Below are 19,688 nucleotides of genomic sequence, written 5' to 3'. Positions count from 1 at the left end.
CTCAATTACCCAATTGCTTAATTACTCGTAGATTCAAGCGGCTCAGGCTCTGCCATGAGTGCTTCAATAGCGGCCACGGCTTCCAAATCAGAGCCGCGCGTAAATTCGCCGATGTGCTGGTAGCGGATACGGCCATACTTATCAATCAGATACGTCGTTGGCCAATACCGCTGGTTGTAAGCCCGCCACGTTTGCCGGTCATTGTCAATCGCCACTGGGTAGGTGATGCCAAACCGCTCAATCGCGTCCTGCACGTTTTCAACCTCACGCTCATAGGCAAATTCGGGATAATGAATGCTGATAACCGTAAAATCGTCACCTTCATATGCTGCTTGCCATTCCTTGACCCAAGGAATCGTCCGTTGACAATTAATTCAGCCAAAGGTCCAGAACTCCAGCAGCACCACCTTGCCCCGCTGCTCGGCCAATGTCACTTGGCCATCGCTGTTCAACCAAACCTCATTCAAAAATTCGGGCGCTTCGCCCATGTCTGGTAAATCCACCACAACCTCCCCGCGCGTGGGCGGCACCACCGTGCCGCTGGCCAATACTTCCACCTCGCCGCTGCTTGCTTCCTCGGCGGCGGTTGAAGTGCAAGCTGTCATTACGAGGATGAGGAGGATGAATACGGCCGTACCCCACACCAGCAACTTCAATCTCATAACATACCTCCTTTGCAGAAATCGGTAATCAGCGAGCCAGTAATCAGTTTGCGATTACTGATTCACTGACTACTGAATACCGAAAACTGTACCTCATACAGCTTAACAGAAGATTACAAAACGCTTACCGCAGGGCATTCACCCAACGTTTATGAAAAATTTTCGCGCATCCAACACAGTTAAGAACCAAAATATTGGTACAATGAAGAAGACAGTCAGCTAAATTGTAATAAAACCTGCTATACTGATTATAGACCGCCTGAACTTTCTCCTTGCAAATACCAATGCGGTTTTTTACCAGAGGTTGCAGTCTGTCATAGCCTCAAGTTAATTTAAATGGGCCAGCCAGAGGATGCAGCGTTGAACGAATTACCTTCAATTACCCAAATTCAAACAAATATCCGCCAACTGCGAGATTTAATTGATAATCTTGGCAGCACTGTCAACCAGCAGCACCAAACCCTCATCACCACTCGCGCCGAAATTGCCCAGCGTGCCGCTACGCAATCCAGCGACGAGCTGGCGCGGCTGCTGGTGCACGTAAGGCGCAACCTGGAAGATTTGGAACGCCGCTTCAAAGATCAGCAAAAAGAGCAAGAACAGCTCCAGGCGTTGCAAGAAATAGGCGGGGTCATCAACTCCTCACTAGACCTGAACGAAGTGCTGGTTTACGTGATGGATTCCATTATTGACCTCACCAAGGCAGAACGCGCCATCTTGTTACTGAAAGATGATGAAACGGGCGAGCAAGAAGTGCGTCTTTACCGCAACGTAGACCGCGAAACAATTGAAAAATCCTCTTCGTTTGAGATTAGCCGCAGCATTGTGCGAACTGTTTCGGAGACTGGCGAACCCGTGGTGACGATGAATGCCCAATCCGACAGCCGCTTTGCCGCGCAAGAAAGCATTATCAGCTACAACTTGCGCTCCATTTTGTGCGTGCCGCTCAAAATCAAAGATGAGATTACCGGTGTCATTTATGCCGACAACCGCATTGCCGCTGGCGTGTTTGGCAACACCGACCGGGATTTGCTTGCCTCGTTTGCCAACCAAGCGGCCGTTGCCATTGACAATGCCCGTCTCTTCCGCCAAATTCAAGAAAATCTCACTGAAATCACCGAAATGCGCGATCTGATGGACAATGTGTTTGCCTCCATCGCGAGTGGTGTGATTACCATTGATGATGAAGAGCGAATTGCGCTGTACAACCGAGCGGCTGAACGCATTTTGGGGTTCCCGGAAACGGCCGTTATGCACCAAACCTACAACACCGCTCTGGAAACCCTCGGCCTGCCTGTAGAACCACTCATCCAAGATGTGTGGACCAACGGCGGCGCACACAACACAGAAGTAGATGTTGCCGTCAACAAGCGGTCTGGCCTTACCTCGCTCAACCTCACCCTCACCCCGCTGCGCGACTACGACAGCGACACCCTGGGCGTGGCCATGGTGCTGGACGATGTGACCGAGAAAAAGCGTCTGGAAAGCGTGCGCCGCTATCTGCCGCCCGCTTTGGTTGACCAAATTCGAGACCTGGACGCCGCGCAACGGCCGCAACGCAGCATCATGAGCGTACTATTTGCCGACGTACGCGGCTACAGCACCTTTAGCGAACATTTGGATCCGGAAAAGCTCATCCAGATCATCAACGGCTACTTCACCGAATTTGTCTACGCCATTAACGAATACGAAGGGCTCACCGATAAATTTATGGGGGACGCGGTGATGGCTCTGTACAACACGCCGCTCAACCCGCAAGAAAACCATGCCGAACGCGCCATCCGCACCGCCCTCATGATTCGCAAGAAAATGCAGCGCTACTTGGCGGAACTGCCAGAAGATCGGCGGCTGCATTTTGGCATTGGCGTTCATACGGGCGAAGCCGTCGCGGGAAATGTCGGTAGCAGCCAGCGGAAAGATTACTCAGCCATTGGCGATGCGGTCAACCTCTCCAAGCGCATTCAGGAAAACGCCCAGGCCGACGAAATCCTCATTAGCCAAAGCACCTACGAGCAGGTGAAAGATTGGGCTATTGTTGAGCCATTAGAGCCCATGAAAGTAAAAGGCCGCCAAACCCCTGAGCAAATTTACCGACTGGTTAGAGCCTTGTCATCGTAAAAAACCTTTTTCAAAAATTTTTACGCGCTTCTCAACCATTGGGAAGCGCGTTTTTATTTGGCGCAAAAATGATTTTTAGGGGGAATTGGTTGGTGGTAAACTTGCGAAAAATTTAGGGAACAGACCAATAGTAATGAGCCAGCAATCAGCTAGCAGCACACCAAGCGATTTATCCGTTGCCGTTTTAGTTTTGAACTGGAACGGCCGTTCCCTGCTAGAAACCTGCCTCCCCACACTCCTCAAACAAACTTATGTCAACTACAAAATTGTCTTGGTAGACAACGCCTCCACAGATGAGTCGGTGGGCTGGGTGCAGGCCAACTACCCCCAGGTGCAAATCATCCAAAACGAAGAGAATTTGGGCTTTAGCCGAGGCATCAACGCGGGTCTGCGCCAAATTTCGGCCGATGTGGTGGTGCTGCTGAACAATGATGTGCTGGTGCGGCCTGAGTGGTTGGTGGAAATGGTACGGCCGTTCGCCCAAGACCCCACCGTCGGCATCGTGGGCGCCAAGCTGCTTTTCCCCGACGGCACGATTCAGCACCTGGGGGCTGAACTTAGCTATCCGCTGGCCCACAGCCACCACTTCCACTACAAAGAGCCAGACCGTAACCAAATTGCCGCTGTGCGCGACGTGCACTACGTCACGGGCGCCTCGCTGGCGGTGCGGCAAGACGTGTTGACCCAAATCGGGCTGCTCGACGAAGCGTTCCATCCTTTTTATTACGAAGAGGTTGATTTTTGCACCCGCGCCAGAGCAGCGGGCTTCCGGGTGGTGGTTGCGCCCCAAGCCGTGGCTACGCACGATGAGTCGGCTACGATGGCGCAGGTAAGCGGCCTGAAGCTGCAAACGCTACACCAAAATCGCCTACGCTACGTGCTGAAGCATTACACGCTCGCCCAATTTTTGGACGATTTTGTGCCCGCCGAGGCCGCTTATTTGGCAGAAACGCCCACCCCGACGCAGCTTGCCCAGCTACGTCTGGCCTATTTTGCTACGGCCGTTCCCCAGCCCCTAATCTCACCAGAAGCACCCGTGGAGCAGGTGACGGCCGTACAAAATGCCCTCCTGCACCTGCGCCGCGTTGCCATCCAGGCCAAGGCAGAAGCCAACCAGCCACCTCCTAACTTGACTGAGTTTGAATTCCCGGAAAGCAGCACGCTGCTGGGCACAATCGCCGCCGGACTGCGCCGCACCTGGAGCAGTATCGCCGCCAAATGGCTGGTACGCAGCCTGATGCAGCAGCAAAATCGGCAAAATCAGCACCTACTGCGCCAGATTGAACAGCTACACAGCCAGGCGCAAATTCAGGCACAGGAAACCGACGCACTCTTGGCGGAACTGGGCAAGCTCCGCCAACGCCTCGATCAAATTGAATCTCAGGTGAAGCAACAACCATGACCATCGTGGGGAGCTTGCTGCTGCTTTTGCTACTGCTGCTGCCAGGGATGGCCGCCTGGTTCACGCTGGGAAACGCGCAAAAAGTGCCGCTGCGCGGACTGGAAGCCCTCTTTTTATGGTTCCTAGCTGGGGTAGCGACGGTAAGCTGGCTGTCTATCACGCTAGCCGAGTTAGAGCTATTTTCGCTACCGTTGCTGGTAGGGTTGGTAATCGGAATCACCATTATTTTAATCGGTTTTGGCTGGCGAAACGGCCGTCGCTGGCAGCCATTGCGCCAATTAAGATGGGGCTGGCCAGACTTGGTCGTGGGGCTGCTGCTTCTGGCGGCCATTTTTTTGTCGGGACGACCATCTGAATACATCGTCGGGGGGCGCGATCATGGCGTTTATGTCAACACGGGCATTCACATTGCCAAAACGGGCGGCATTCTGGTTTATGATGCGGAGATAACGGCCGTCCCCAAAGCAGTACGCTCGGTGCTGGTACGACCAGAAACGCGACTGTATCAAGCTGGCTTCCCCGGCCCCTGGAGCGAAGGCCAGCGCATTAGCGGCCTCACCATCCGCGACACAGACGCAGGCATCTACCTGCCCCACGCCTTCCACCTTTACCCAGCCCTGATTGCCGTTTTTTACGCGGCTGGCGGCGTACCGTTGGCACTGTTTACCACCATGTTTCTGGCCTTGCTGGGTAGCCTGGCCATCTACCTAACGGTTACGCGCCTGTGGAGCCAACCCGTTGGCCTGCTGACCCTGCTGCTGCTCACCTTCAGCGTGACGCAAGTTTGGTTCACTGGCTACCCCACGGCTGAAATGATGGTGCAACTGTTCTTTTGGGGCGGGCTATACACGCTGGTTTTGTTGCTGGAATCGGGGAATCGGGCAACGGCCGTTCTAACCGGAGCTTGCTTTGGTTTGCTCTCGCTCACCAAGCTAGACACCATCCTGGTTCCGCCGCTGCTCATCGCCACCTTTTTGTATCTGTGGCTAAGCAAGCATTTCAAACCGGCCTATTGGTGGGGCGTCGGCGTTTACATTTTGCTAAATTTGCAGGCCCTTTGGCATGCCACCTTTATCGCCACCATTTACTTTGTAGACCATCTGGTGCGGACGCTGCTGCCTAGTTTTTTGGCGGAACCGTTGGCAGCGGCGGCTAACGGCTATCCGTATCCGCTGGATTGGCTGGGGCGACTGTTTGCCGCCCACTGGGTCTCGTTGCTGCTGGCAACGCTGCTGCTGGCATTGATTCTCATTTTGCTGCGCTACCGTCAGGCTCAGTTTAGGCAGGGGCTAGCTTGGCTCTTTGGGCAACCTAGGCGGTGGCAGATCGGTCTGTCTACTGGATTGGGATTGGCGATTGTGGGAACGGCCGTTCTCAACCAAACTTTAGCCCCCTCTATGCTGGCAGACCCGGAACAGGCGGTGCAGCTTACCCGCCTTTACCTCACTCGTGCCGGCCTGTTTGCGGGTGGGATTGGCTTGCTTCTGCTTATTTACCAAGCAGAGGCAACGGCCGTTCGCCTAGCCCATTTTATTTTGCTGGGCAATGTGGCCCCGCTTTATCTGTTGGGCGCAGGCACGGCATTAGACCATTTTTGGGTGGTGCGGCGATTTATTACGGTGGCGTTTCCCCTGTTTATTTTGGGGATGGCCTGGCTCATTTGGCAGCTACGGCCGCGTAGCCGAGCCCACTGGTTTGTGGCCGCCGCACCGTTGGGGTTGCTATTGCTGCTGCTGGCCGGATTTGGTCAGCATCTACGCGCCATCGCTGGCGTGGTGGAATACGATGGCTTGACCACTCAGCTAACCGAGTTCACCAACCACTTTCCCCCAGACGCCGTCTTGCTGATGGAGACTGGAAATCAGGCACAACGGCTGGATTTGCCACTGTGGTTTATCTTCGACCAGACTGTTTTCACGATTCAGCAAGAGGTGCGGGAAGCCGCTGAGCTGCAAACGGCCGTAACCCACTGGCAGGCAAACGGCCGCCCAGTTTATTGGCTAGCCGTCAACGGGGCTACCCCACCGGGCTGGTCTGAGGGCAACCGCCAGCTTGCTTTCAGCCAAACAATCAACGTGCCCCTCATGGAAACCCCCCGCGATCATATTCCAGTTCAAGTCAACCATTTTCAGGTTCCCTTCGACGTTTATGCGCTCACACTACCCTAACCTGGACAAGGCGAGCGATTAAAATCACTACAAAGTCCGCCTACGCGGACTGAAAAAATCAATGGTTCCCAGCCTGCGAAGGCAGGCTTTGCAGATGTTGGTGCAGATTTATCTGCTGTTGCTCAAGTGTAGTTGCCTGCGGATGACATCACTCTTAAAATCCTGACCAATGGCGCATAAAAATGAAACTCCCGCAACCGTTATCTATTTGCATATTCCCAAAACAGCGGGAAGCACGCTGCACGCCATTCACAATCAAATCTACGCTCCTGAACAGGTGCTGCATCTAAAAGGCGACCCACATATTGATACGGCCGTTGCCCAATTCAAGCAGCTTAGCAACAAAGCCAAGCAATCAATCCGGCTGCTAACAGGCCATATTGAGTATGGTCTGCATGAATGGCTCCCGCAGCCAGCCACCTACTTCACGATACTGCGTGACCCAATTGAGCGCGTACTCTCCTACTACTATTTTATTCTGCGTACTCCCGACCACCCACGCCATGAAGAAATGACCGGTCGGCAAACCAGCATTGCCGATTTTGCCAAACATATTTTGGGGCACAACAATCAGACCCGCTTTTTAGCCGGAACCTGGCTAGAAGATTTGCCCTGCACAGCAAAAACCTTATCTCTGGCAAAGCAGCATATTTTGCAGGATTTTTCGGTAGTGGGGTTGAGTGAGCAGTTTGATACGACGCTGCTGCTCTTAAAGCATCAGTTTAACTGGCCCCGTCTGCCCTATTATCGTTCCCGCAACGTAACAAAAAATCGGCCAAATCGCCAGCAGTTGGACGACCAAACGCTGGCGATCATTCACAAAACGCAAGCTTACGATTTGGAACTGTACGCCTTTGCCCAAAAACAGTTTGAGGAGCGTGTAAGGCAGATGCGGTTCCCCTTTTGGCTCTCCCGTATCCAGCACCAGTTGCACCAACGCACCTATCCATCTCTGGAAAAAATCCGGCGTGTATCGGTTCGGCACTGGATTCGGCAACAGTGGCAAAAAAGGGGAATTATCGGTTGAAGCAGAGTCTATATTTGGCTACCAATCCCAGCTTATCTGTTTGGGAGGAGACGCAATAATGAATGAGGAAAGTCCCGTCTGGAATGAAATACAGGCACGTATTGAGTCGGCTGCGAGGCGTGAACAGTTGGATACGGCCGTCCCTCCCCCCGTTGTTTTCCCCGGCAAGCCGACTGACATTGGGTACGATGTCGCCCTCTACAACCATTTGCAACAAGCAGCCGAAATCATTCCCAACTTTGAGCGTGACCTGCTGCTAAACGAGACAAAATGGAGCCAACTGCCGCTCATCGGCGGGCTGGTGCAAAAAGTGCGCCACGGACTGCACAGCATTGCTCTTTTTTACACAAACCGGGCGTTGCAGCACCAACAGCAGGTGAATAAACAGTTATGGGAAGCGGTGGGGCGATTAACGGCCGTTACCCAACAGCAGCAGCGCACTATCCAAACCCTGCAAGCCCAGCTCACCGCCACCTCCCAAACTAACAACTAATGCGCCTGGCAATCATCACCCCTCGCTACGGCCCGGAAGTGCTGGGCGGCGCGGAAACATTTGCCCGCAATTTGGCCGAACAGCTAGCTGCCCACAGCCATGAAGTTCATGTGTGGACAAGCTGCGCCAAAGCGTATTATCTCTGGGAAAATGTGTACCCAGCGGGAACCACAACAGACAACCGAGTTACGGTGCGCCGCTTTCCCATCACCAGCTACAACGCGCCACACTTTGTTGAACTGTCCCAAAGGCTGGAGCAGCAATGGGGGCTAGGCTGGCCGCAGCAAAAAGCTTGGCTGGCCGCCGGTGCCCATAGCCAACCGCTGTACGAAGCGTTGAGCCAGGAAGCCAGCAGCTATGATGCTCTGCTGGTGCTGCCCTACCAAGCAATTTTGGCGCAAACGGCCGCCTGGATTGCGCCCGAACGTACCATTCTCATTCCGTGTTTACATAATGAATCGTATGCCTATTTAGACCTGTTTCGCTTGCTCTTAGCAGGAGCATTTGGCGTACTTTTTTTGACGCCTGAAGAACAAGCCTTCACCAATAACCAACTAAAAGCAAACTTGAAGCGGCAGGCAATTTTGGGGGCGGCCGTTTCTGAACAAGCAGCCCCAATAACCAGAAATCCAGCAAACCCTCCCTACCTGCTCACGCTGGGTCGGCTGGAAGCAGGCAAAAACGTGGCCCTGCTTTATGATTACGTGCAGCGATTAGCCGATTCAGGCTCTCCCATCAAACTCGTTCTGGCTGGTGAAGGCCCGTTTCCCCCCCCGGCGCAGCCCCCGTTTGAGCTCCGTGGCTTCGTATCTGAAGAAGAAAAGCGAATGCTGCTTGCCGGAGCCACCGCGCTGGTACAGCCGTCACTCAACGAAAGCTTTTCGCTTGTTTTGCTGGAATCGTGGCTGGCTGGCTGCCCCGTTTTGGTACATAAGAAATGCCCAGTTACCAGCGGGCATGTTCGGCGCAGCCAGGGGGGATTGGCCTTTGCGACCTACGGCGAGTTTGCAACGGCCGCACGCCTGCTTTTGGCCGAACCGAAAAAAGCGAGAGAAATGGGGGAGAACGGCCGTACCTACACCCACCAAAATTACACCTGGCCTCGTATCATCAGCCGCCTGGAAAATATCCTGGAGAACTGGCTAACGAACTAGACCATGCGCTATTTACACGTCACCCACCAGTACCCCCCCGCCATTGGCGGCTCCGAAAAATATATTGCCGATTTATCTGAGGCGTTGGTGGAACGGGGGCACACGGTGGACGTTTACACCTCCCGTTCGGTGGATTTCCACACTTGGGCAAACGAATTGCCACCATTTGAGCAGAGAAACGGCGTCAACGTTCACCGCTTTTGGAGCCTGTACCGCCGAGGCTCCGTTTGGCGGATGCTCCATTTTGGCTTGCGCCACTATTGGCAAAATCGCTCCTGGATTTATGAGCCGCTGATCTTTTTAGGTGGTGGGCCAATTGCCCCCGGTATGTTTACCCAGATGCTGCGAAACGGCCGTTCCTACGACCTCATCCACCTCAACTGCCTCGTCTATTCCCACGTCATCTATGGCTACTGGGCAGCAAAATGGCTGGGCGTGCCGATTGTCGTAACGCCCCATCTACATCCAGAGCAATCAGTAACCTACGACATCGGCTTCCAGCACACTGTTTTGCAAGGTGCAGATCACATACTGGCCGACACCAAAGCTGAACATACATTTCTTCTCGAAATGGATTTGGCATTAAACAGCGAGAAAGTTAGCACAATTGGGGTAGGCTTAAATCCCGCCAACTATCCGCAGATGAGCCGAAGCCAAGCACGGCAACGGCTCAACCTGCCCCCCTCAGGCACGATGTTGCTTTTTTTGGGGCGAAAGTCACAATACAAAGGTCTAAAATTGGTGCTAGAAGCGTTTGAGGGGTTGCAGGCCGAGTTTTCCGACATTTTTTTGGTCGCCGCCGGCCCTGAAACGGACGAATCGAAAGAGTTGTGGCTACGTTACGAGAAGTTGGACGATCTCACTGTTTTGGATAAAGTCACGGATGCTGAAAAGCTGCATCTGTTGCAGGCTTGTGATTTGTTAGTGTTGCCTTCCGTGGGCGAAGCGTTTGGCATTGTCTACCTTGAAGCGTGGCTACTGGGTAAACCGGTTATTGGTGCCGATATAACGGCCGTTCGCAATGTCATTACCGACGGTGTGGATGGGCTGCTGGCAGAACCGGATAGTGCAGACTCTGTGCAGCAGCATCTGGCCACCTTGCTCAAAAACCCAGCATTGCGGCAAGAGATGGGGCAAAACGGCCGTAACAAAGTCCTAGCCAACTACACCATTCACCAAATGGCTGACCGCCTGGAGGAAGCGTATCGTAAAACATTGGCGGCTAGAGGAAAAGAAGCATGAGATCACTCGAAGAAGAAGCAGCACGCATTGAAATTCAGGACAGTGCCATAGACCAAACAGCCATTCACCAACGCTTGGCAGACGCACTGGCTGCCCGTAGCAGTTGGCGGGATGTGGCGCAGGTTGGCCCGGAATCATTACGCCCCGGCAAGACGGCCGTTTACCTCGCCACCACCGAAACCCTCAACCGCCTGATGATTGATTTGATGGCTCAAGAACCGCTGCAGGAACGGCCGTTCGCCTCCAATGTCCCCTTGCTTGGCCCCCTCATCGTCGCTTTTCGCAATGCGTGGAACTGGATGTCTACAAAATGGTACGTACTGCCCATCATCCAGCAGCAGGCCGAAATTAACCGCAAATTGCTGCTCACGGTGAATGAATTGGCGCAGAGGCAAGAGCTGGACGCGCAGCGCATCGCCCAGCTAGAAGCCCACCTGAAAGAAGAAATCACATGAGGAAGATGCGAATTCACCAACTTACCTTTGGCATGATCATGGGTGATGCCATCAGCAACAACATTTTAGCCACCGATGCCACGCTGCGACGCTGGGGCTTTGAGACAGGCATTTACGCCCAGCACGTTGCGCCCCAGCTTCAGGGGCGCGTCTTGCCAGATTCTCGCTTTTTGCCGCACCTGGATAGCCAGGACGACCTGCTGATTTTTCATTATTCCATCTATTCGCCCAACATCCGGCTGTTCAAAGCGTATCGCGGGCGCAAAATTTTAATTTACCACAACATCACGCCCGCCAAATTTTTCACCGTGTGGGATACGCAGCAAGCAGCTCTGTGCGACATGGGGCGGCAAGCGTTACAAACCATGATAGATTGCGATCTGGCTATTGGCGATTCTGACTACAATCGGCAAGAGTTGGTGGAGGCAGGGTTTGATCCAGCGAAAACTGCCGTTCTCCCCCTCTTCCTCACCCTGCCCAAACCAGACTCAACTCGCCCGCCAGCTTCCCCGGACCCGCAAAAGAAGGTAACCTGGCTCAGCGTAGGCCGCGTTGTGCCGAACAAAGCCGTGGAAGATGTGCTGCGAATCTTTGCCGTGTACCATCACACCATCAACAAAAATTCCCAGCTCATTGTGGTGGGGTCTCGCGGCCTCACTAAATACGTGCAGGCATTGGACCAACTGGTTGTGGATTTAGAGCTGCAAAACTGCGTCCGCCCTCTTGGGCATGTAAATGATCCCCGCGAGATGCAACGCTTTTTTGAAACGGCCGATCTCTATCTAACCGCCAGTTTTCATGAGGGATTTTGCGTACCGCTGCTGGAAAGCATGGCCTACGGGCTGCCCATCCTCACCCGCCGCAGCAGCGCCATTCCAGAAACATTGGGGGGCGCAGGCGTGATGTTTACCGAACTTGGGTATGAAGCCGCCGCAGAAATGGGGCATATTTTGGTGAGCGATACGGCCGTCCGGCAGCAGGTCATTCAAAAACAATATGCTCGGCTAGAAGAGCTGGATGCGGCCAAAGCGGAAGCAGGTCTCAAGGCAATTCTAGCCCGGTTAGGCATTATGGTGGGTGCATAATGGACAACTTATCCCAAAATATCCAACAGGCAGCAGAAGCCATTGAGCAAACACGGCAGCAGGTTATAGCCCGGCAAGCCACATTTTTTGCCACCGACCCAGGTAAACGGCCGTCCATCCACAAAATGGAGCAAACCGCCTGGATCAACAGCCACCAACCCATTGCCTGGCCCAGTTGGCCCCCCGGCCTCGTTCCTAAAATCAAAGCCGCCGCTCAAAAAGTGATGCGCCGCACCCTGCAATGGTACATTGACCCGATTGTGCAGCAGCAAAACCAGTTCAACCAGGCCACCCTGCAAGCCATCACCGTGCTGGCTCAGGAAGTGGCTGCGCTGCAAACCCAACAATCTGAGCAAAAAGCGGATTAGCCATCTGCCATGCAAATTGCCATTTTCACACCGCTGCCGCCCATTCAGTCCGCCCTGGCCGACTTTGCCGAAGGGTTGATCCGAGGGCTGGCGACACTGCCAGACGTCACGGCGCTAGATATTTTTGTAAGTGGCGATTACGCACCCGAAGCCAGCTTCATCAGCGACAAAATCACTATCCGACCCCACACAAATTTCCCGGCGCGGCAGGCTGACTATGATGCGACGGTTTACTCTTTGGGGGACAACGGCCGTTTCCACGGCTACATGCTTGATTACGTCCATCGCTTCCCTGGCATCGTTATTCTCAACGACACCACGCTGCATCGCTGCATTTTGGCCGCCACGGTGGGGCAAAACAACCCCCAGGCGTATGTAGATGAGCTGCTGTATGCCTACCGCGACGATGCCGCCCATATTGCCCAACAAATTAGTGCAGGCTTGGGCAACGAGGTACTTCTGCGCTTTCCGCTTATTGAACGCATTCTAGACAGCAGCCAGAGCGTGATTGTGCAGAACCACTTTGCTGAGTCGCAGGTTTTGGCAATACGGCCGTCTAGCCACACAAACGTCATCCCTTACCCCTACTTCTTGCCCAGCGAGCTAAACAACGCCGATCCTGCCAAACTGCGAGACCAACAGCGCACAGCCTTCGGCTTTGCCCCAGACAGCTTCGTGGTCGGTTCATTTGGCATTTTTGTGCCCAATAAACATTTACGCGCGTGCCTGGCTGCTTTCAAAGAAGTGACCCGGCACACGCCCCAAACTCACTACTTTTTGGGCGGTTTTGCCGCTGACAGCTACGATCTGACCGGAGAAATTAAGCAGATGGGGTTAGAAGGCCAGGTGCATATGTCTGGGTGGCAACCACCAGCGACTTTTGTGCAGCAGATGTTTGCCCTGGACGTGGGCATTCACCTGCGCCACCCGCACATTGGCGGCACGCCGTACACCCCCATCCGGCTCATGGGGCTGGGCATTGCCACCCTCACCTCAGACATTGAACCGCTACAAGATCTGCCACAGGGAAGCTGCCTAAAAATTGCCCCAGACGATTATGCCGAAGCGATGCTAACTGAATTGCTGCACCAGTTGGCGGTTGATACCTCATTTCGGGAATTGGTGGCAGAGAACGGCCGTTCCTTCATCCAGCAGCATCACCACCTCGACAATATTGCCCGGCAGTACGTCCGGTTCTTCCAAACGCTTTAACCCGCCTTGCCCCAACATGAGATTCTTCTTAAAGGGACAAAAAAGCCATTGAAACTGGAGGCTATTCCTGCCTTAATGGTGCAAGTTCGTATTGTTCATGATTGTAAGTAAAAAGTATTGGGCTACGCAGTCGCGGTAGGTGGCACGGCGGGACGCCGGCGACAGCTCGAAAACTGCGTAAATCCTAAAGTATTGAAGGCATAAATCATGGTTCATTTAATAAGTAAAAATCATCCGCGTTTTGCTGTTGTTTTGTTCATTTTGGCGTCTCTCGTTACTCTGATAGCTACCTCCGCCAACAAAAGTGTGCTAGCAGGAACCAACACTGTCATCTCCCTGGGCGGTGCGCCCATTAAGCACGCTTCCCCAGCAGCGGCCGACTTCAACGGGGATGGCGATTTGGAGATTGTAGTGGGTGGCTACGACGGCCGTTTAAACCTCCTCTCCTTTAATGGCTCAAACTGGAACGTCGCCGACACGGTTCAGGTAGCTAATGCCCTCAACACCAAGCTCCCGGCCAGCGAACACCAGGCAACCGGGCGCATTGAATCGGCTCCCGCCATCGGCGACGTAGACAACGATGGCGATCTGGAAATTGTAGTCACCACCGGGGGCTTCCCAGACGCTCAAAATCCCGTGGATAACAAACATGGCGGCATTATTGTGTATGAAGTCAGCGGTGGACTTTCCCTCTCGCTAAAGGCTGGCTGGCCTTATTTAGCCTTGGATGAAGGTGGCCAGGGCACCGGCGGCTCTACCCCAGACGGCGTTCGGGATGGCATTTGGTCCTCCCCTGCACTGGGCGACCTCAATGGGGATGGCGATCTGGAAATCGTGACGCTGGGTTTAGACCGTCGCATTTACGCCGTGGAGCATAACGGTACGGCCGTTTCTGGCTGGCCCCTCTCTCGTGATAACGCTCCCCTGCTGCGCGGCGGCTGGTCATCCCCCGCCCTGGCAGACATTGACGGCGACGGGCTGGTGGAAATCATCGTCGGCACAGACAGCCCTCCCTGGAACGGCGACGACGGCAGTGGCCCCTTCCCCAGCCAGTACAACAGCCCCGACTACACCAAAGCCACCGTCTGGGCACTTAATGGCGACGGCAGCTTTGTGCCCGGCTGGCCCACTATTACCGAACAGCAGGTGCAATCTTCCCCGGCCGTTGGCGATATTGATGGCGATGGCGATCTGGAAATTGTGGTTGGCACGGGTCTGGGCATTGGCGGCACAAACGGCTACAAAGTGTACGCCTGGCACCATACGGGGACGGCCGTTTCTGGCTGGCCACGAACTACGGCCGGCAATATGTCATCCTCTCCCGCGCTAGCCGACCTAAATGGCGACAACGTTCTGGATGTGATTATTGGCTGTGGCGCAGAATCTCAGCAGGAATGCAAAAATCTGTACGCCTGGCAAGGGGATGGCAGCAATGTGCCCGGCTTCCCCATCCAGCCGCTCAACGGCACAAACGCGCAGCGTGCCCAACCTTATCCATCCGTTGTGGCCGACATTGATAACGACGACCAGCCGGAAATCATCCAAACAATGGCCAGCACCACCGCGTTACGCATCATTGAGCATAATGGCAGCCAAAGCGGGGATCTGTCCCGTGCACTGCTGGCAAACAGCAACACCATTCTGGCCGCTCCCCTCATTGCCGATGTGGATAACGACGGTTTATTAGAAACGGTGATGGGCGCAGAAAACAATGGGCAAGCGGCCGTTTACATCTTTGAAGAAACCGGTGCAAATGACAACGACAGCCTGCCCTGGCCCACCTTCCAGCAAAATATGGCCCGAACGGGCATCTTTGAGCCACCGCGCTTAGCCTTCACGGATGAACTCCGCTTTTATCACCAGCAAGGGACAGGGAATACGGCCGTCCTTCAAACAGCCATCCACAACAGCGGGGGGGATGAAATTGATTGGATCCTCAATGAAAGCATTGCCGAGCTAACCGTCAGTAGCACTTCTGGCACAGTAAGCGACAGCACCCAACTTACTTTTACGGTAACCACCGACAGCTTCGCCCAAAACCAGTGGCACAACCTGGGAACCATCACCATCACGGGAACCAACAACGGCGTCCCCGTTCAGGGTAGCCCACAAACCGCCACCGTCTACCTCTACGTCGGCGACATCGCCAATATCTACTTGCCGATGATTACAAAATAAATTGCTCCCCAACCTTTTTGCTTATAAAATCACCCGCATCCTCTGGCCTGTAGGGGTGCAGGTAATTTATGTCAAGCAACATGAGCACAAATTCACAACAAACAGCCATCTTTTTGCACATCCACAAGACAGCGGGAACAACTTTACATGCCATTCTGCGACGCCAATATGCTGCGGCAGAAGTATACAACATCGACGCCAAAGGGCACAATTTTGACCATTTCAGGCAGCTCAAACAAACGCAGTTCGCTAACATTCGCTTGCTAAAAGGGCATATGGATTACGGACTACATGAATTTTTGCCCCAACCAGCCGTCTACTTCACTTTTCTGCGTGAGCCAATCGAGCGGGTGATTTCCTACTACGCTTTTATTCAACGCACGCCGCAGCATCCCCATCACCAGGCAGCAAACGAACTCAGTTTGTACGAATTTGCCAACCAGCAAATTGACCCACTCATGGCCAACGGCCAAACGCGCCAGCTTACCGGTGGCTACCCACAGTATGAGTTCGGCGATGAGGCAGATACGCTGCTAGCCAAAGCCAAACGGCATTTGCAGAATCATTTTGTGATCGTGGGGCTTACCGAGCAGTTTGATGAATCATTGATATTGTTGCAGAAAACATTTAGCTGGCAAAATGTGTGGTATCAACGCCAAAATGTGGGCAGTAACCGACCTAAAAAGAGCCGAATCAATGAAGAGGTGCTGGCTTTGCTGACGGAGCAAAATCAAGCAGACAAGGAGCTTTACGCATACGGCCGTTCCCTCTTCCAAGCCCAAATTGCCCAACAAGGCGCACTGTTTCCGTACCGCGTACAGCTTTTTCGCTGGCTCAACCGCTTTACCAAACCATACTGGCAGCTTCGCAAATTCTCCGTCCGCGCTTGGCTGAGCAAGCCACAAACCTCATGAGCCTGGCAATTCTCATCCTCAACTGGAACCGAGCCGAAGACACCATTCATTGCGTCCGGTCTGTGCAGGCGTGGCGGCAACCGGAAGACCATATTTGGGTCATAGACAATAATTCTGCCCCGGAAGACCGTGCCAAATTGCGGCAGGTTTTGCAGGACGAGGTCATTTTTATTTTTAGCCCCGCTAATCTGGGCTTTGCTGGTGGTAACAATTTGGGGCTGCAAGCGGCTCTGGCAACAGAACATGACACGGTTTTGCTGCTTAACAACGATGCGACGGTGGACGGAACGGCCGTCACCAAACTCCTCACCCTGCTGCAAACACACCCGCACCTGGGCATGGTTGGCCCCGAACTGTGGGACGGTGAGCAAATGCTCTCCGCTGGCGGTGGCGATATTGGCTTAACACTTGGCACGCATCATCAAGAACCATTGGCTAACAGTGAGATGCGCGAAGTAGCTTATATTCCCGGAACCTGCATCTTCATCCGCACGGCCGTTTTACAACAAGTCGGTCTGCTGGATGAAGATTACTTTTTTGGCGGCGAGGTGGCTGACCTGTGCGCCCGTGTGCGGCAAGCTGGGTTCGGTGCGGCCGTTTTGGGCGGCACGCGCGCCCAGCACCAAGTAGAGCGCTCGGCTGGGCAACGGCACCAGTTACATATTTACTACGTACTACGCAACCGCTTTTTGTACGTGCAAAAGTTCCACGCCAGCCAGCGGCTGCGGCTGTTTCTCTATTGGAGCCTGATCAGCGGACACATTTGGCTGGAGGCACTGTTACAGCGCAACTGGCCACGAGCGCGGGCGGCGGTGTTGGCCTGCTGGGATGGCTGGCACGGCCGTTTCGGCGGGCAAAACGCCCGGGTCACGCGGGGTAAAATCAGATGAGCGTCCTTTTTCATCTCACCATGCCCGCTGGCCCTCTGGCTGCTCTGGAAGCCGTCATGCAAGACGTGCAGGCGTTGCAAAAACAGATTCCCGGCAGCCAAATTAACCACCTGCATCCTGGCAAACGACCCGGTACGCGCCTGCCGCGCCAGCTTTGGGGCATGACCCAGCTACTTAGCCTGCGCCGCGCCGAACAACAAATAAAGCTGCACCACATCTTCAACCCAGATTTGTTTCCTTTCCCGGTACTGCGCGGGTTAAGAAAGCCAATTGTGTACACGGCCGTTACCGGTCTCGGCTACACGTCTAAAGCAACAGCACAAAAATTGGCTCGGCGCGTCCACATCGTCGTCCTGCCCACAGCGGCAGGCCAACAGCGGTTGGCAGCCTGGGGCATTGAAAATACGGCCGTCATCCACAGCGGCATCAACACCACCAAATTTCAGTACCAGCCACCGCCCGCCGACGCCCCCTTCACCCTCATGATGGCCTCCGCCCCCTGGACAAATGCCCAGTTCCGCAGCAAAGGGATTGACGCGCTGCTGGCCGCCGCTCAGGAACGCCCCGACCTGCACCTGATCTTTTTGTGGCGCGGCCTGCTGGCCGACGAGATGCGCCAGCGCATTGCCCAGGCCAACCTGGGTCAGCGCGTGACCCTGCTTAACGAGCGGGTAGACGTTAACGATACTTTGAGCCGCGTCCATGCCAGCGTTGTCCTAGCCGATGATCCCGCACTGGTGAAGGCCTTCCCCCACTCGCTGCTAGAGTCGCTAGTGGCGGGCAAGCCCGTATTGGTAAGCCCTACCATGGCGCTGGCTGACTATGTGATGGAAAAAGCGTGTGGTGTGGTGGTAACGGCCGTTTCCCCCCCAGCCATCCTCCAAGCCCTAAACCAGCTACAAAATCAGTATGCCACGTACCAACAAAATGCGCTGGCGGTGGGTAAGCGCGACTTTAGCCAGCAGCAATTTATTGAGGCGACGTTAGCCCTTTACAAAAGCGTGGTTGGCGGAGATTTTTTGCCAGGAACGGCCGTGGCTCCATGAGAATTCTGCACGTTGTTCACGGCTACCCGCCCAACATGGGCGGCACCCAACGGCTGTTTCAGGAGCTTTCGGAGCAGCTGGTGCAAACCTACGGCGATGAGGTGACCGTTTTTACCACCAACGCCTACAGCAACTATCATTTTTGGCAGGAAGATGACCACACCGTGCCCGTCGGCACCGAGCAAATCAACGGCGTCACCGTGCGCCGCTTCCTTGTGTTCAATCGGTTTAGCGGCGTGCGCCTGAACCTGGCGCGTCTGCTGTACAAGCTGCGGCTGCCTGGCCATGATTGGGCGCGCACCTGGCACAATGGTCCCATCGTGCCGGGTCTCACGCAGGCCATCGCCAAATTTGAGGCCGATGTGGTGACGGCGGCAGCTTTTCCGCTGCTGCACATGCAAAACGCCCGGCGTGGCGCACAGCAAAGCCGTAAGCCGCTGCTCTACTTTGGTGCGCTGCACCCAGAAGATGTGTGGGGCTTTGAGCGACAGCTCATTTACCGCTCCATTGCCGACGCCACTGGTTTTTTGGCAGCCACCTCGTTTGAAAAAACCTATCTGGCCGAGCGGGGCATTGATCCCAGCAAGATCACCGTTTTGGGGGCGGGGGTGAACGTGGCGGAATTGGCAAAGGCAGACGGCCGTTCCTGGCGCAACGCCCACCAACTAACCAACGAACCCCTCATCGCCTTTGTGGGGCAGCAGGTGGCACACAAAGGCATTGATAGGCTGCTGCAAGCCATGCCCCACATTTGGCAAGCGCTCCCGGCGGCACGACTGGTCATCGCGGGCAAGCCCACGGGCTACAGCCAAACCATCCACGCCATCCTGGAGCAGCTTCCGCCTGCCCAGCGACGGCAAGTTTTGGTGCTAGATGCCCCGCCCGACGCCGAGAAAAACGGCCTGCTGGCTGCCTGCGACGTGCTGGCTTTACCATCGCGCCACGAATCGTTTGGCATGGTGCTGGCGGAGGCGTGGGCCTGTGGTAAGCCGGTGGTGGGTTGCCACGTCGGTGGCGTGGCCGCGCTGGTGGATGATGAGCAGGACGGCTTGCTCGTTCCCGTGGATGACGCCAAAGCGTTGGCGCAGGCGTTGCTGCGCCTGCTGCAAAACCCATCGCTGCGTGAAAAACTGGGGGCAGCAGGTAAACAGAAGGTAGAATCGCGGTATACTTGGGCGGCAGTAACGGCCGTTTACAGAGAAGCGTGCATTGCGGCCATCAACCGATTCGCAGATTTTTCATAATTCATCCTTCATAATTCATAATTTTCAGAG

General features: G+C 54.7%; 18 protein-coding genes. 16 read left to right on the top strand and 2 right to left on the bottom strand.

Annotated elements, in window-relative coordinates:
- Positions 1-17 precede the first annotated feature (17 nt).
- A complete protein-coding gene (locus tag ACOQPM_RS12435) occupies positions 18-356 on the bottom strand; it encodes a redoxin family protein (protein ID WP_420630530.1) in 339 nt (112 codons plus the stop codon).
- Positions 357-374: 18 nt separating this feature from the next.
- Positions 375-662 carry a hypothetical protein gene (locus ACOQPM_RS12430; protein ID WP_420629586.1) on the bottom strand — a complete coding sequence of 96 codons (288 nt, stop codon included), beginning with the start codon at positions 660-662 and terminating at the stop codon, positions 375-377.
- Between the two features lie 360 nt (positions 663-1,022).
- On the opposite strand from ACOQPM_RS12430, the gene ACOQPM_RS12425 reads away from it, so the two are divergent.
- The 16 genes from ACOQPM_RS12425 to ACOQPM_RS12350 all read left to right on the top strand — a co-directional run bounded on the left by ACOQPM_RS12425 (position 1,023) and on the right by ACOQPM_RS12350 (position 19,658).
- Positions 1,023-2,780 (top strand): adenylate/guanylate cyclase domain-containing protein, encoded by a 1,758-nt coding sequence (locus ACOQPM_RS12425; RefSeq protein ID WP_420629585.1) that lies wholly within the window; start codon positions 1,023-1,025, stop codon positions 2,778-2,780.
- Positions 2,781-2,913: 133 nt separating this feature from the next.
- Positions 2,914-4,182, top strand: coding sequence for a glycosyltransferase (locus ACOQPM_RS12420; protein WP_420629584.1), 1,269 nt, complete (start codon positions 2,914-2,916; stop codon positions 4,180-4,182).
- The gene (locus ACOQPM_RS12415) at positions 4,179-6,350 is read left to right on the top strand and encodes an ArnT family glycosyltransferase (protein ID WP_420629583.1); all 2,172 of its coding nucleotides are present in this window, start codon (positions 4,179-4,181) and stop codon (positions 6,348-6,350) included. The genes ACOQPM_RS12420 and ACOQPM_RS12415 overlap by 4 nt, the downstream gene beginning before the upstream one ends.
- 169 nt (positions 6,351-6,519) lie before the next feature.
- Positions 6,520-7,377 carry a sulfotransferase family 2 domain-containing protein gene (locus ACOQPM_RS12410; protein ID WP_420629582.1) on the top strand — a complete coding sequence of 286 codons (858 nt, stop codon included), beginning with the start codon at positions 6,520-6,522 and terminating at the stop codon, positions 7,375-7,377.
- A gap of 58 nt (positions 7,378-7,435) precedes the next feature.
- The gene (locus tag ACOQPM_RS12405) at positions 7,436-7,870 is read left to right on the top strand and encodes a hypothetical protein (protein WP_420629581.1); all 435 of its coding nucleotides are present in this window, start codon (positions 7,436-7,438) and stop codon (positions 7,868-7,870) included.
- Positions 7,870-9,024, top strand: coding sequence for a glycosyltransferase family 4 protein (locus ACOQPM_RS12400; RefSeq protein ID WP_420629580.1), 1,155 nt, complete (start codon positions 7,870-7,872; stop codon positions 9,022-9,024). Before ACOQPM_RS12405 ends, ACOQPM_RS12400 begins: the two co-directional genes overlap by 1 nt.
- A gap of 3 nt (positions 9,025-9,027) precedes the next feature.
- A complete protein-coding gene (locus tag ACOQPM_RS12395) occupies positions 9,028-10,266 on the top strand; it encodes a glycosyltransferase family 4 protein (RefSeq protein ID WP_420629579.1) in 1,239 nt (412 codons plus the stop codon).
- Entirely contained in the window at positions 10,263-10,721 is a 459-nt protein-coding gene (locus tag ACOQPM_RS12390) for a hypothetical protein (RefSeq protein ID WP_420629578.1), read from the top strand. The genes ACOQPM_RS12395 and ACOQPM_RS12390 overlap by 4 nt, the downstream gene beginning before the upstream one ends.
- Positions 10,718-11,806 (top strand): glycosyltransferase family 4 protein, encoded by a 1,089-nt coding sequence (locus tag ACOQPM_RS12385; RefSeq protein ID WP_420629577.1) that lies wholly within the window; start codon positions 10,718-10,720, stop codon positions 11,804-11,806. Before ACOQPM_RS12390 ends, ACOQPM_RS12385 begins: the two co-directional genes overlap by 4 nt.
- Positions 11,806-12,174 carry a hypothetical protein gene (locus ACOQPM_RS12380; protein WP_420629576.1) on the top strand — a complete coding sequence of 123 codons (369 nt, stop codon included), beginning with the start codon at positions 11,806-11,808 and terminating at the stop codon, positions 12,172-12,174. The genes ACOQPM_RS12385 and ACOQPM_RS12380 overlap by 1 nt, the downstream gene beginning before the upstream one ends.
- Before the next feature lie 9 nt (positions 12,175-12,183).
- Entirely contained in the window at positions 12,184-13,386 is a 1,203-nt protein-coding gene (locus tag ACOQPM_RS12375) for a hypothetical protein (protein WP_420629575.1), read from the top strand.
- A 207-nt stretch (positions 13,387-13,593) separates the two neighbouring features.
- A complete protein-coding gene (locus ACOQPM_RS12370) occupies positions 13,594-15,564 on the top strand; it encodes an FG-GAP repeat domain-containing protein (protein ID WP_420629574.1) in 1,971 nt (656 codons plus the stop codon).
- A gap of 68 nt (positions 15,565-15,632) precedes the next feature.
- Positions 15,633-16,478, top strand: coding sequence for a sulfotransferase family 2 domain-containing protein (locus tag ACOQPM_RS12365; protein ID WP_420629573.1), 846 nt, complete (start codon positions 15,633-15,635; stop codon positions 16,476-16,478).
- Complete coding sequence (locus tag ACOQPM_RS12360; protein WP_420629572.1) at positions 16,475-17,368, top strand: glycosyltransferase family 2 protein; 894 nt, start codon at positions 16,475-16,477, stop codon at positions 17,366-17,368. Before ACOQPM_RS12365 ends, ACOQPM_RS12360 begins: the two co-directional genes overlap by 4 nt.
- Positions 17,365-18,414, top strand: coding sequence for a glycosyltransferase (locus ACOQPM_RS12355; protein ID WP_420629571.1), 1,050 nt, complete (start codon positions 17,365-17,367; stop codon positions 18,412-18,414). Before ACOQPM_RS12360 ends, ACOQPM_RS12355 begins: the two co-directional genes overlap by 4 nt.
- Entirely contained in the window at positions 18,411-19,658 is a 1,248-nt protein-coding gene (locus tag ACOQPM_RS12350; protein ID WP_420629570.1) for a glycosyltransferase family 4 protein, read from the top strand. Before ACOQPM_RS12355 ends, ACOQPM_RS12350 begins: the two co-directional genes overlap by 4 nt.
- Positions 19,659-19,688: the final 30 nt, after the last annotated feature.

Source organism: Candidatus Leptofilum sp., from assembly GCF_965223525.1.
Classification (GTDB): domain Bacteria; phylum Chloroflexota; class Anaerolineae; order Promineifilales; family Promineifilaceae; genus Leptofilum.
This window is presented reverse-complemented; position numbering and strand designations above follow the sequence as displayed.